This is a genomic window from Citrobacter sp. wls757 (assembly GCF_005280935.1).
In the GTDB taxonomy this organism is placed as follows: Bacteria; Pseudomonadota; Gammaproteobacteria; order Enterobacterales; family Enterobacteriaceae; genus Citrobacter; species Citrobacter portucalensis.
Genome location: NZ_SZWU01000049.1, coordinates 237,390 through 249,590 on the forward strand (window position 1 = coordinate 237,390; position 12,201 = coordinate 249,590).

The following is a 12,201-nucleotide window of genomic DNA, read 5'->3' on the forward strand; positions in this document are numbered from 1 at the left end:
AGTCATATTTATCGTGCAACCCAACCCAGGGTCCGCTCCGCCAGCGCATCGCGCGCAGGGGTGAATAATTCCATCGCCATCAACCCGACATTGCGCCCAACAACCAGCGGGGCCCAGTGATTGGCAAACAAATACACTAAATTGTTGGTCACACCAATCGTCGTCTCGCGATCGCGCTCGCGGCGCTGCTGATAGCGTGCCAGCACCGCATAATCACCCACATCTTCCGCGCCGTTCTGCGCCTGCGTCAACGTCTCAGCAAGGCTCATTACATCGCGCAGGCCAAGGTTGAAACCTTGCCCGGCAATGGGATGCAGCGTCTGGGCGGCGTTCCCTACCAGCACGGTACGATGGGTAATCGCTTTCAGCGCCGTAGTTAACGAAAGCGGATAAGCGCTGCGTTTACCAGACTGGGTAATACGTCCCAGTCGCCAGCCAAAAGCGGTTTGCAGTTCACGGCAAAACTGTTCGTCGGACCAGGCCATGATCTCATCACGCTGCTCCAGCGGATGGCACCACACCAGCGAGCAGCGACCGTCAGACATTGGCAGCATTGCCAGCGGGCCATATTGCGTGAAGCGTTCAAACGCTCGCCCGTCGTGCCGTACAGAGGTTGTGACGTTGGCAATCACCGCCAGTTGCTCATAAGGCTGTTGCAGCCAGTCAACACCGCAGGCAGTCGCCAGTGCGGAACGCGTGCCGTCAGCAGCCACCAGCAGGCGACCGGTAATCATCTCGCCATTCTCCAGCGTCACTTCAACGCGCTCCTGCGTGCGCGACACGCTGGCTACGCGGTCGGGGCAGTGCAATGTGACGCCCGGTGCTTTGCGCAGCAGCGCAAACAGACGCAGCCCGACGTCGTGCAGTTCTACCACCTGACCCAGAGCCGGAATACGGTATTCCTGCGCATCCAGCGTCACAAATCCGGCATGGCCGCGATCGCTGACGTGAACCGTTTTAATGGCCGTTGCGCAATCGGCAATCGCCTGCCATACACCAATTCGCGCCAGCTGTTGGCAGGTTCCTGCCGCCAGCGCGATCGCCCGGGCGTCAAACCCAGGATGGCGGTCAGTTTCAGGTTCGCTCGCTTCTATCAGATGAACCGGCAGCGTCCCATGACTGAGCTGGGAAATGGCCAGCGCCAGCGTCGCACCGACCATACCACCACCAACGATAATCACGCTCATTGCAGTCGCGCCGCAGCCATTAAGGCTTCAATGTCATCAGCTTTCTTCACTACGCTGGCGGTCAGGTTTTCATTGCCGTCCTCGGTGATGAGGATGTCATCCTCAATACGAATGCCGATACCACGATAAGCCGGCGGTACATCGGCGTCCGGCGCGATATATAGTCCCGGTTCGACAGTGAGTACCATTCCCGGCTCAAGAATACGTGAGCGGTCCTGACCATAAACGCCGACGTCGTGCACATCCAGACCCAGCCAGTGACTTAGGCCATGCATAAAGAATGGGCGGTGAGCATTTTCGGTAATCAACTGATCGACATCACCGTGCAGAATGCCAAGCTTCACCAGGCCCGTAATCATGATACGCACCACTTCGCCAGTGACTTCCTGAATGGACGTTCCGGGACGATACAGACGCAGGCTGGTCTCTAAGGATTCCAGTACGATATCGTAGATTTCACGCTGCGCTGGGGTAAATTTACCGTTTACCGGGAAGGTACGCGTAATGTCACCCGCATAGCCTTTGTATTCGCATCCAGCGTCGATTAGCACTAGATCGCCATCGCGCATTTCACTTTCATTTTCGGTGTAATGCAGGATACAGCCGTTTTCACCGCTGCCGACAATCGTGTTATAGGACGGATAACGCGCGCCATGACGGGTAAATTCATGGTGAATCTCCCCTTCTAACTGGTATTCAAACATTCCCGGACGGCATTTTTCCATCGCGCGGGTATGCGCCAGTGCGGTGATTTCTCCGGCACGACGCATGACCGCAATTTCTTCCGGTGATTTGAACAGGCGCATTTCATGCACCATCGGACGCCAGTCGATAATCGCGGCTGGCGCGTGCAGATTTTGTCTGGAGCCTTTGCGCAGTTTATCCAGCGCCGTGCACACAATCTCGTCGGCCCAGGCATACTCGCCCTGGGCGTGGTATACCGCGTCCAGACCATTGAGCAGTAAATACAGCTGTTGGTTGATTTCACTGAAGGCCAGCGCCCGGTCAACGCCAAGTTTTGCCGGGGCAGCATCCTGGCCCAGACGGCGGCCAAACCAGATTTCCGCTGTCAGATCGCGAACCCGATTGAACAAAACGCTGTGGTTATGAGTGTCATCACTTTTAATCAGCACCAGCACGGCTTCAGGTTCGTTAAAACCGGTGAAGTACCAGAAATCACTGCTTTGGCGGTAGGGGTATTCACTGTCCGCGCTACGCGTCGCTTCCGGTGCGGCAAAAATCAGCGCGGCGCTGCCGGGCTGCATTTGTGCCAGTAAAGCCTGGCGACGACGCTGGAATTCTTGCTGAGATATCTCGCTCATCACACTCTCCTTTGCGTTTCGTTCTTAGTGCAGAGTCGGTTTACGGACTTCCGGCGCGGTCGGCTGCTGACGCGTAAACGTGTCATGGCACAGCAAGGCGGCTACGCGCACGTATTCGATGATCTCTTCGAGCGACATTTCCAGCTCTTCCTGATCTTCGTCTTCGTCATATCCCAACTGAGCGATATTGCGCAGGTCGTCAATCGCTTCCCCGGTTTCGCCGGTCACTTTGTCGAGCTTCGGCTGCGTGACGCCAAGGCCCAGTAAAAAGTGGTTTACCCATCCCGCCAGCGCATCGGCGCGATCGAACACGCTGACGTCATCCCCTTCAGGCAGATAAAGCTGAAAAAGGAAGCCGTCGTCTTCGAGGGCATCACTGGTGGCTGAGTGCATTTTCAGCAGCGCCTGAGCCAGCTCATGACCAAAGGCCAGACCTTCGTTCGTCAGGTCGTGCAGCAGCGGCTGCCATGAGCTGTCGTTGTTTCCGCCACAAATCATTCCGCTTATCAAGCCGTGCATTTCGGCCGGGGTTAATCCAGCCCCTTGTTGGTTCAAAAACTGGCTAACTTCGTTGTAACCAGGCATTTCGTTCTGTATAGACATAAGCATTCGTCATCAAAGGGAGGAATATTCATGGTATGCTACCACTTTGGACCCTGGTGGACCAGAAAAGGGCTTGTATCTTGATACCAGGGTAGCTATAGTGTCGCCCCTTCGCGGACCCACGGTCTGGAGACGAAGGCAGCGCAGTCAATCAGCAGGAAGGTGGCATGTCTGCACAACCCGTCGATATCCAAATATTTGGCCGTTCACTGCGAGTGAATTGCCCGCCTGAACAAAGGGATGCGTTGAATCAGGCTGCGGACGATCTCAATCAGCGATTGCAAGATCTGAAAGTTCGCACTAGAGTCACAAATACTGAGCAGTTGGTTTTCATCGCCGCGTTGAACATCAGCTATGAATTAACTCAGGAAAAAGCGAAGACGCGTGAGTACGCGGCGAGCATGGAACAACGTATTCGGATGCTACAACAGACCATCGAACAGGCGTTGCTTGATCAGGGTCGCATAACCGAAAAAACGGGCCAAAACTTTGAATAACACTTTTCGGTTTACTGTGGTAGAGTGACCGTGAAGACAAAATTTCTCTGAGATGTTTGCAAGCGGGCCAGTCCCCTGAGCCGATATTTCATACCACAAGAATGTGGCGCTCCACGGTTGGTGAGCATGCTCGGCCCGTCCGAGAAGCCTTAAAACTGTGACGACGCATTCACCTTGAACCAAGGGTTCAAGGGTTACAGCCTGCGGCGGCATCTCGGAGATTCCCTTCTACCTGGCAACAGCCATGACATTACTTTCTGAACTCCCTTTATCCCGGCACGAAATCCGCCAACTGATTCGGCAGCGTCGTCGCGCGCTTACTTCCGAACAGCAACGACAATACGGTCAGCAAGCCGCGACCCGAATGCTCAGCTTTCCCCCTGTTGTACTCGCTCATACCGTGGCGGTATTCCTCTCGTTCGATGGCGAACTCGATACCCAGCCGCTAATAGATCAGCTGTGGCGGGCAGGCAAGCGCGTCTATCTTCCGGTTCTTCATCCCTTCAGCCCTGGCAACCTGCTGTTCCTGCACTATCATCCGCACAGCGACCTGGTAACCAATCGCTTAAAGATCCAGGAACCACGGCTTGATGTACGTGACGTATTGCCGCTCTCACAGCTGGATGTACTGATTACGCCGTTAGTGGCATTTGATGAGGTCGGGCAACGCCTGGGTATGGGCGGTGGATTTTACGATCGAACGCTTCAAAACTGGCAGCAGCATAAGATCCAGCCCGTAGGCTACGCGCACGATTGTCAGCGAGTGGAAAAGCTGCCTGTCGAAGAATGGGATATCCCGCTGCCTGCGGTGGTGACGCCGTCCAAAATCTGGGAGTGGTAGCTTTTTTGCCAATTGCGGCAAGGCTCGAAAACAGAATGTATGCGTGACAGGAAGAGATTTTGAGGCCGGGAAATCAGAGGAAAGATGGGCAGGTCATCGCCTGCCCATGTAGAGGAAATCAGTACAGCAGACGTGCGCGAATGGTTCCCGGAAGGGCTTTCATCGCCAGCAGCGCTTTCTCTGCCACATCTTCATCCGCTTCAATATCAATAACCACGTAACCTACCTGTGCGGAAGTCTGCAGATACTGCGCGGCAATGTTGACGCCCTGCTCGGCAAAAATCTGGTTCAGCGCAGTCAGTACGCCCGGACGGTTTTCGTGAATGTGCATCAGACGACGACCGCCGTGCAGCGGCAGCGAAACTTCCGGGAAGTTAACTGCAGACAGCGTAGAGCCGTTGTCGGAATACTTGGTCAGTTTCCCAGCCACTTCCAGACCGATGTTTTCCTGTGCTTCCAGCGTTGAACCACCAATGTGCGGCGTCAGGATCACGTTGTCGAAATCACACAGCGGCGAAGTGAAAGGATCGCTGTTGGTTGCCGGCTCGGTTGGGAATACGTCGATTGCTGCCCCTGCCAGGTGCTTGGTCGCTAACGCGTCGCACAGCGCAGGAATATCAACAACTGTGCCGCGTGCGGCGTTAATCAGCAGCGCGCCTGGTTTCATCAACGCAATCTCACGCGCACCCATCAGATTTTTGGTGGAGGCATTTTCCGGTACGTGCAAACTGACCACGTCGCTCATATTGAGCAGGTCGGAAAGATGCTGCACCTGCGTGGCGTTGCCGAGCGGGAGTTTATTTTCAATATCATAGAAATAGACGTGCATCCCCAGCGATTCCGCCAGAATGCCTAGCTGAGTACCAATGTGGCCATAGCCGATGATCCCCAGTTTTTTGCCACGCGCTTCAAACGAGCCGGTAGCCAGTTTATTCCACACGCCGCGGTGTGCTTTGGCGTTTGCTTCGGGTACGCCGCGTAGCAGGAGCAGCAGTTCGCCAATCACCAGTTCCGCAACGGAACGCGTGTTAGAGAATGGCGCGTTAAACACGGGGATACCGCGCTTTGCCGCAGCGCTGAGATCAACCTGGTTGGTGCCGATACAGAAGCAGCCTATCGCGACCAGTTTCTCTGCGGCGTCAATCACATCTTCAGTCAGATGGGTACGGGATCGCAGGCCAATGAAGTGGGCATCACGGATGGACTCTTTCAGTTGTTCAGTGTCCAGAGCGCCTTTATGAAACTCGATGTTGGTATAACCTGCTGCACGAAGGCTTTCGAGCGCTTTTTGATGCACGCCTTCAACCAGCAGAAATTTAATCTTATCTTTCTCCAGTGATACCTTTGCCATTTCCCCGACCCTGTCTTTTTTTGTTCAAACTGATGTGTTGTGTGTGGGATTTTCATCCGTCTCTTCAACATATCAAAAAATAATATTGCGGCAATATGAACGTTTGCGTCGCCGTGCTGAAGAAATGTCATTCAGAGAGAAATGTCAGAGGAAAATACTGGCGATAACTTTTTCTTTGGAGAGATCGGCAGGACAATATTATAAACGTGACACAAGTCACCAAATTTGCCCTGCCAAAATTTTTTTAACGGGAGAAGACACTCCCGTCAGATCATTTTACGATAGTTTTCACGCCGTCTGGCGTACCGATCAGCGCAACATCCGCACCACGGTTGGCAAACAGACCGACGGTTACCACGCCCGGAATCGCATTGATGGCGTTTTCCATCGCAATGGCATCGAGGATCTCCAGACCGTGTACATCAAGGATCACGTTACCATTGTCCGTCACTACGCCCTGACGGTATTCAGGACGACCGCCCAGCTTCACCAACTGGCGAGCCACAGCGCTGCGCGCCATTGGGATCACTTCAACCGGCAGTGGGAAGTTACCGAGAATATCGACTTCTTTGGACGCGTCGGCAATGCAGATAAATTTCTTCGCCACGGAAGCAATAATTTTTTCACGGGTCAACGCTGCGCCGCCGCCCTTGATCATCTGCATGTGGCCGTTGATTTCATCCGCGCCGTCAACGTATACGCCGAGGCTGTCCACTTCGTTAAGATCGAACACGTGGATACCGAGGCTTTTGAGTTTTTCGGTTGAAGCGTCCGAACTGGATACCGCACCTTCAATCTGACCTTTCATTGTGCCCAGCGCATCAATAAAGTGTGCGGCTGTTGAACCTGTACCTACGCCCACAATGGTACCGGGCTGTACATACTGAAGTGCCGCCCATCCTACTGCTTTTTTCAGTTCATCCTGCGTCATGATCGTTTCGCCTGTGGTGTGAATATGGTGGGAAAATTCACGCGCATTATAGAACATTGTGCAGAAAAATGTCCCCACACCCGCTCGCAAGCGGCGGATTTCGTCTTTACCCAACCTAAATTTGTGTCATAGTGCAGAACAAGCAAAATTTTCAGGAGTGCGTCAAAGCAATGAAACGTCCGGACTACAGAACACTACAAGCACTGGATGCGGTTATTCGTGAACGAGGATTTGAGCGCGCGGCGCAGAAGCTGTGCATCACGCAATCCGCGGTTTCACAGCGCATAAAACAGCTTGAGAATATGTTCGGACAACCGCTGCTGGTGCGTACCGTACCACCACGCCCAACCGAACAGGGGCAGAAACTACTGGCGCTTTTGCGTCAGGTTGAACTGCTGGAAGACGAGTGGCTGGGTGATGAACAAACCGGCTCGACGCCACTGCTGCTCTCACTGGCGGTGAACGCCGACAGTCTGGCGACCTGGTTGCTTCCGGCGCTGGCTCCGGTACTGGCCAATTCACCGATTCGTCTGAACCTGCAGGTTGAGGATGAAACGCGCACTCAGGAGCGTCTACGTCGTGGTGAGGTGGTCGGTGCGGTGAGTATTCAGCATCAGGCGCTGCCAAGCTGTCTGGTGGATAAACTCGGCGCGCTGGACTACCTGTTTGTTGGATCCAAACCTTTCGCCGAGCGTTATTTCCCTAACGGCGTCACCCGCTCGGCCCTGCTGAAAGCCCCAGCGGTAGCGTTTGACCATCTTGATGATATGCACCAGGCGTTCCTGCAACAAAACTTCGACCTGCCGCCGGGCAGCGTGCCGTGCCATATCGTTAACTCGTCTGAAGCCTTTGTTCAATTGGCGCGTCAGGGAACCACTTGCTGCATGATCCCCCACTTGCAGATTGAGAAAGAACTGGAAAGCGGCGAGCTTATCGACTTAACACCGGGCCTGTTCCAGCGCCGGATGCTGTACTGGCACCGTTTTGCACCGGAAAGCCGCATGATGCGCAACGTCACCGATGCGCTGCTGGCCTATGGTCACAACGTACTGCGTCAGGATTAAACCGCTCATAACCTCTGAGTGCCGGATGGTGGCGTAACGCCCTATCCGGCCGACAAGCCTTTTACCCTCTTTTCATGCTATTCCCACCACGTCTTTGAAATAAATCACAAAATCAAACACGCCACGCGGCAAAAAACGACGCCCTGTTGGCTATTTTTTGCTGGCGACAAGCCAAATGAAAAAGCTCACCGTATTCGCAAAGATTCAACTTATTGCGTAATACGGAGCAAAAAATGGCAAACGTGCAGGAGTGGCAAACACTCGCCAATAAAGAACTCAGTCGACGGGAAAAAACCGTCGAGTCGCTGGAAAGACAGACGGCGGAAGGGATTGCCATCAAGCCGCTGTACACCGAAGCGGACCTCGATAATCTGGAAGTCACGGGCACCCTTCCCGGCCTGCCGCCTTACGTGCGTGGCCCGCGCGCTACCATGTATACCGCGCAGCCGTGGACCATTCGTCAGTACGCCGGTTTCTCTACCGCCAAAGAGTCCAACGCCTTTTACCGCCGCAACCTCGCCGCCGGGCAAAAAGGGCTTTCCGTCGCCTTTGACCTTGCCACCCATCGTGGCTATGACTCTGACAACCCGCGCGTGGCGGGTGACGTCGGCAAAGCGGGCGTGGCGATCGATACCGTCGAAGATATGAAGATACTGTTCGACCAGATCCCGCTGGATAAGATGTCAGTATCGATGACCATGAACGGCGCGGTTCTGCCGGTGCTGGCGTTTTATATCGTCGCTGCAGAAGAACAAGGCGTAACGCCGGAACAACTCACCGGGACCATTCAGAACGATATTCTGAAAGAGTACCTGTGCCGCAACACCTACATTTATCCACCAAAACCGTCCATGCGCATTATCGCCGACATCATCGCCTGGTGCTCCGGCAACATGCCGCGCTTTAACACCATCAGCATCAGCGGCTATCACATGGGTGAAGCCGGAGCGAACTGCGTGCAGCAGGTAGCGTTTACGCTGGCAGACGGTATTGAATACATCAAAGCTGCACTCTCCGCCGGACTGAAAATTGATGACTTCGCCCCGCGCCTGTCGTTCTTCTTCGGTATCGGCATGGATCTGTTTATGAACGTCGCCATGCTGCGCGCGGCGCGCTATTTGTGGAGTGAAGCGGTCAGCAGCTTTGGCGCGACCAACCCGAAATCTCTCGCTCTGCGTACCCACTGCCAGACGTCCGGCTGGAGCCTGACCGAGCAGGACCCGTACAACAACGTGGTACGAACCACTATTGAAGCACTCGGCGCTACGCTTGGCGGCACCCAGTCGCTGCATACCAATGCTTTTGATGAAGCGCTCGGTCTGCCCACCGATTTCTCCGCCCGTATTGCGCGTAATACGCAGATCATCATTCAGGAAGAATCAGAGATCTGCCGCACCGTTGATCCGCTGGCCGGATCGTATTACGTCGAGTCACTCACCGATCAAATTGTGAAGCAGGCACGCACGATCATCAAACAGATTGACGAGGCAGGCGGCATGGCGAAAGCGATCGAAGCCGGGCTCCCTAAACGGATGATCGAAGAAGCTTCCGCGCGTGAACAGTCGCTGATCGACCAGGGTAAGCGCGTTATTGTCGGCGTCAATAAGTACAAACTGGATAAAGAAGACGAGACGTCGGTACTGGAGATCGACAACGTGAAGGTGCGCAACGAGCAGATTGCCTCGCTGCAGCATATCCGCACCACCCGCGACAACGATGCCGTTAAAGCCGCGCTCACGGCACTGACCCACGCCGCGCAGCATAATGAAAACCTGCTGGCTGCTGCCGTCAACGCCGCCCGCGTTCGCGCCACGCTGGGTGAAATCTCCGACGCGCTGGAAGTCGCTTTTGATCGGTATCTGGTTCCCAGCCACTGCGTCACCGGAGTGATTGCGCAAAGCTATCATCAGTCAGACAAATCCGCCGATGAGTTCGATACCATCGTTGCGCAAACCGAGCAGTTCCTCGCGGAAAATGGCCGCCGCCCGCGTATTCTGATCGCCAAGATGGGTCAGGACGGCCACGATCGCGGCGCGAAGGTGATCGCCAGCGCCTATTCCGATCTCGGTTTCGATGTCGATCTCAGCCCGATGTTCTCCACTCCGGAAGAGATCGCCCGTCTGGCGGTAGAAAACGATGTGCATGTAATAGGCGCATCGTCACTGGCGGCGGGCCATAAAACGCTGATTCCTGAGTTGGTTACCGCACTCAAAAAATGGGGGCGTGAAGATATCTGCGTGGTAGCAGGAGGCGTTATTCCGCCACAGGATTACGCCTTCCTGCACGAACATGGCGTGGCAGCCATTTATGGTCCCGGCACGCCAATGCTCGACAGCGTCCGCGATGTGTTAACCCGTATCAGTCAGCATCATGATTAACGCCGCCACGCTTGAAGATACCGTCCGCCGTTTGCGACTCGGCGAACGGGCTACGCTCGCCCAGGCGATGACGCTGGTCGAAAGCAACCACCCGCGCCACCAGCCACTGAGTACGCAATTGCTGGACGCGATAATGCCGTTCACCGGTAACGCCCTGCGCTTAGGGATCACCGGTACGCCGGGCGCGGGCAAAAGCACTTTCCTGGAAGCATTCGGCATGTTGCTCATCCACCACGGATTACGGGTGGCGGTGATCGCCGTCGATCCCAGCAGCCCGGTCAGCGGCGGCAGCATTCTTGGCGATAAAACCCGCATGACGGAGCTGGCCCGCGCCGAATCTGCGTTTATTCGACCGGTCCCTTCCTGCGGTCATTTAGGCGGTGCCAGCCAGCGTGCCCGCGAATTAATGCTGCTGTGCGAAGCGGCTGGCTTTGACGTGGTGATTGTAGAAACCGTCGGCGTTGGGCAGTCAGAAACCGAAGTCGCAGGCATGGTGGATTGCTTTATCTCACTGCAAATCGCTGGCGGTGGCGACGATTTACAGGGCATCAAAAAAGGCCTGATGGAAATGGCGGATCTGGTCGTCATCAATAAGGACGACGGTGATAACCATACCAGCGTTGCCATTGCCCGCCATATGTACGAGTCCGCCCTGCATATTCTGCGCCGCAAATATGACGAGTGGCAGCCGCGGGTTCTGACCTGTAGCGCCCTGGAAAAACGCGGTATCGAGGAGGTTTGGCAGGCGATAACCGACTTTAAAACGTGCCTGACCGCCAGCGGTCGACTGGAAAAAGTTCGCCAGCAGCAGGCGGTGGACTGGTTACACCAGCAGGCTGAAGAAGAAGCCCTGCATCTGCTGTTTGCGCGGACTGATTTCGACCGCTATTTCCAGCAGACGCTTCAGGCCGTCAAAAACAATGATCTTTCGCCGCGCACCGGTCTGCGGCACATCAGCGAATTTATTCAGCATCATTACTTTCAATAAAGAGAACATTATGTCTTATCAATACGTCAACGTGGTCATCATCCAGAAAGTCGCGGTTATTGAGTTCAATTACGCCCGCAAGCTCAATGCCCTGAGTAAAGTGTTTATTGACGATCTGATGCAGGCGCTGAGCGATCTCAATCGTGCAGACATTCGCTGCATCATTCTGCGCGCTCCGAGTGGAGCCAAAGTATTTTCTGCCGGGCATGATATTCATGAACTCCCGACCGGACGTCGCGATCCGCTCTCTTATGATGATCCGCTGCGTCAGATAACCCGTATGATCCAAAAATACCCGAAGCCGGTGATCTCCATGGTCGAAGGCAGCGTCTGGGGCGGCGCGTTTGAGATGATCATGAGTTCCGATCTGATCATTGCAGCCAGTACCTCCACTTTCTCGATGACCCCGGTCAACCTCGGTGTGCCGTATAACCTGGTGGGCATCCACAACCTGACCCGCGACGCTGGTTTTCACATCGTTAAAGAGCTGATTTTTACCGCTTCGCCCATCACCGCTCAACGCGCCATGGCGGTCGGGATCCTTAACCATGTCGTGCCCGTTGAGGAACTGGAAGATTTCACTCTGCAAATGGCGCACCACATCTCGGAAAAAGCGCCGCTGGCCATCGCCGTCATCAAAGAAGAACTGCGCGTGCTGGGTGAAGCGCACACCATGAATTCCGATGAGTTCGAGCGTATTCAGGGCATGCGCCGCGCGGTGTACGACAGCGAGGATTATCAGGAAGGGATGAACGCGTTTATGGAAAAACGTAAACCAAATTTTGTTGGCCATTAATCACGTCCGAGGAAGGAGACGGCCATGAAACGGATGAGCGCCGAACAGGCGGCAGAAATTATCCAGCACGATGATATGGTGGCGTTTAGCGGCTTTACCCCTGCGGGTTCACCCAAAGCGTTACCCAGCGCAATTGCCCAACGCGCCTGCGAACGGCATCAGAACGGGCAGCCTTTTCAGATCCGCCTGCTGACCGGAGCATCAATTGGCGCCGCCGCTGATGATGTTCTATCCGCGGCGGAT

At 54.9% G+C, this 12,201-nt stretch carries 11 protein-coding genes, 1 other RNA gene and 1 pseudogene; 8 read left to right on the forward strand and 5 right to left on the reverse strand.

Annotation, left to right across the window (positions count from 1 at the left end):
• Positions 1-8: 8 nt before the first annotated feature.
• From ubiH to FDW94_RS13445, 3 genes are read right to left on the reverse strand one after another with little or no spacing between them, the layout of a single operon-like run.
• Positions 9-1,187: a 2-octaprenyl-6-methoxyphenyl hydroxylase gene (ubiH, locus tag FDW94_RS13435; RefSeq protein WP_137377720.1), complete on the reverse strand. Its 1,179-nt coding sequence runs from the start codon at positions 1,185-1,187 to the stop codon at positions 9-11.
• Positions 1,184-2,509 carry a Xaa-Pro aminopeptidase gene (gene pepP / locus FDW94_RS13440; protein WP_048215582.1) on the reverse strand — a complete coding sequence of 442 codons (1,326 nt, stop codon included), beginning with the start codon at positions 2,507-2,509 and terminating at the stop codon, positions 1,184-1,186. Before pepP ends, ubiH begins: the two co-directional genes overlap by 4 nt.
• A 24-nt stretch (positions 2,510-2,533) precedes the next feature.
• The gene (locus FDW94_RS13445) at positions 2,534-3,112 is read right to left on the reverse strand and encodes a YecA family protein (protein WP_003026978.1); all 579 of its coding nucleotides are present in this window, start codon (positions 3,110-3,112) and stop codon (positions 2,534-2,536) included.
• A 167-nt stretch (positions 3,113-3,279) separates the two neighbouring features.
• Here FDW94_RS13445 and zapA point away from each other — a divergent pair, with 167 nt between their 5' ends.
• From zapA to FDW94_RS13460, 3 genes are all read left to right on the forward strand, one after another.
• The gene (gene zapA / locus FDW94_RS13450) at positions 3,280-3,609 is read left to right on the forward strand and encodes a cell division protein ZapA (protein ID WP_003026980.1); all 330 of its coding nucleotides are present in this window, start codon (positions 3,280-3,282) and stop codon (positions 3,607-3,609) included.
• A 41-nt stretch (positions 3,610-3,650) separates the two neighbouring features.
• Positions 3,651-3,834, forward strand: a non-coding RNA gene (ssrS, locus tag FDW94_RS13455) — 6S RNA.
• Between the two features lie 19 nt (positions 3,835-3,853).
• Positions 3,854-4,450 carry a 5-formyltetrahydrofolate cyclo-ligase gene (locus FDW94_RS13460; RefSeq protein WP_100271935.1) on the forward strand — a complete coding sequence of 199 codons (597 nt, stop codon included), beginning with the start codon at positions 3,854-3,856 and terminating at the stop codon, positions 4,448-4,450.
• Between the two features lie 118 nt (positions 4,451-4,568).
• Here the strand turns inward: FDW94_RS13460 and serA are convergent, their stop codons facing one another.
• Positions 4,569-5,801, reverse strand: a complete 1,233-nt coding sequence (serA, locus tag FDW94_RS13465; RefSeq protein WP_003825480.1) for a phosphoglycerate dehydrogenase — start codon at positions 5,799-5,801, stop codon at positions 4,569-4,571.
• Between the two features lie 271 nt (positions 5,802-6,072).
• The gene (rpiA, locus tag FDW94_RS13470) at positions 6,073-6,732 is read right to left on the reverse strand and encodes a ribose-5-phosphate isomerase RpiA (RefSeq protein ID WP_003825479.1); all 660 of its coding nucleotides are present in this window, start codon (positions 6,730-6,732) and stop codon (positions 6,073-6,075) included.
• 170 nt (positions 6,733-6,902) lie between these two features.
• On the opposite strand from rpiA, the gene argP reads away from it, so the two are divergent.
• The 5 genes and pseudogenes from argP to FDW94_RS24220 form a co-directional block, all read left to right on the forward strand.
• A complete protein-coding gene (gene argP, locus FDW94_RS13475) occupies positions 6,903-7,796 on the forward strand; it encodes a DNA-binding transcriptional regulator ArgP (protein ID WP_003825477.1) in 894 nt (297 codons plus the stop codon).
• A gap of 233 nt (positions 7,797-8,029) precedes the next feature.
• A complete protein-coding gene (gene scpA, locus FDW94_RS13480) occupies positions 8,030-10,174 on the forward strand; it encodes a methylmalonyl-CoA mutase (protein WP_137377721.1) in 2,145 nt (714 codons plus the stop codon).
• On the forward strand, positions 10,167-11,162 hold the full coding sequence (gene meaB / locus FDW94_RS13485) for a methylmalonyl Co-A mutase-associated GTPase MeaB (protein WP_125363294.1): 996 nt from the start codon (positions 10,167-10,169) through the stop codon (positions 11,160-11,162). The genes scpA and meaB overlap by 8 nt, the downstream gene beginning before the upstream one ends.
• Before the next feature lie 10 nt (positions 11,163-11,172).
• On the forward strand, positions 11,173-11,958 hold the full coding sequence (gene scpB, locus FDW94_RS13490) for a methylmalonyl-CoA decarboxylase (protein WP_008785757.1): 786 nt from the start codon (positions 11,173-11,175) through the stop codon (positions 11,956-11,958).
• A gap of 24 nt (positions 11,959-11,982) precedes the next feature.
• Positions 11,983-12,201 (forward strand): annotated as a pseudogene (locus FDW94_RS24220) (acetyl-CoA hydrolase); the annotation flags it as partial.

What these genes read in the sequence shown, in the direction of transcription:
- ubiH (WP_137377720.1), bottom strand. Translation starts at nt 1,187, where the DNA reads ATGAGCGTGATTATCGTTGGTGGTGGTATGGTCGGTGCGACGCTGGCG.
- pepP (WP_048215582.1), bottom strand. Translation starts at nt 2,509, where the DNA reads ATGAGCGAGATATCTCAGCAAGAATTCCAGCGTCGTCGCCAGGCTTTA.
- FDW94_RS13445 (WP_003026978.1), bottom strand. Translation starts at nt 3,112, where the DNA reads ATGTCTATACAGAACGAAATGCCTGGTTACAACGAAGTTAGCCAGTTT.
- zapA (WP_003026980.1), top strand. Translation starts at nt 3,280, where the DNA reads ATGTCTGCACAACCCGTCGATATCCAAATATTTGGCCGTTCACTGCGA.
- FDW94_RS13460 (WP_100271935.1), top strand. Translation starts at nt 3,854, where the DNA reads ATGACATTACTTTCTGAACTCCCTTTATCCCGGCACGAAATCCGCCAA.
- serA (WP_003825480.1), bottom strand. Translation starts at nt 5,801, where the DNA reads ATGGCAAAGGTATCACTGGAGAAAGATAAGATTAAATTTCTGCTGGTT.
- rpiA (WP_003825479.1), bottom strand. Translation starts at nt 6,732, where the DNA reads ATGACGCAGGATGAACTGAAAAAAGCAGTAGGATGGGCGGCACTTCAG.
- argP (WP_003825477.1), top strand. Translation starts at nt 6,903, where the DNA reads ATGAAACGTCCGGACTACAGAACACTACAAGCACTGGATGCGGTTATT.
- scpA (WP_137377721.1), top strand. Translation starts at nt 8,030, where the DNA reads ATGGCAAACGTGCAGGAGTGGCAAACACTCGCCAATAAAGAACTCAGT.
- meaB (WP_125363294.1), top strand. Translation starts at nt 10,167, where the DNA reads ATGATTAACGCCGCCACGCTTGAAGATACCGTCCGCCGTTTGCGACTC.
- scpB (WP_008785757.1), top strand. Translation starts at nt 11,173, where the DNA reads ATGTCTTATCAATACGTCAACGTGGTCATCATCCAGAAAGTCGCGGTT.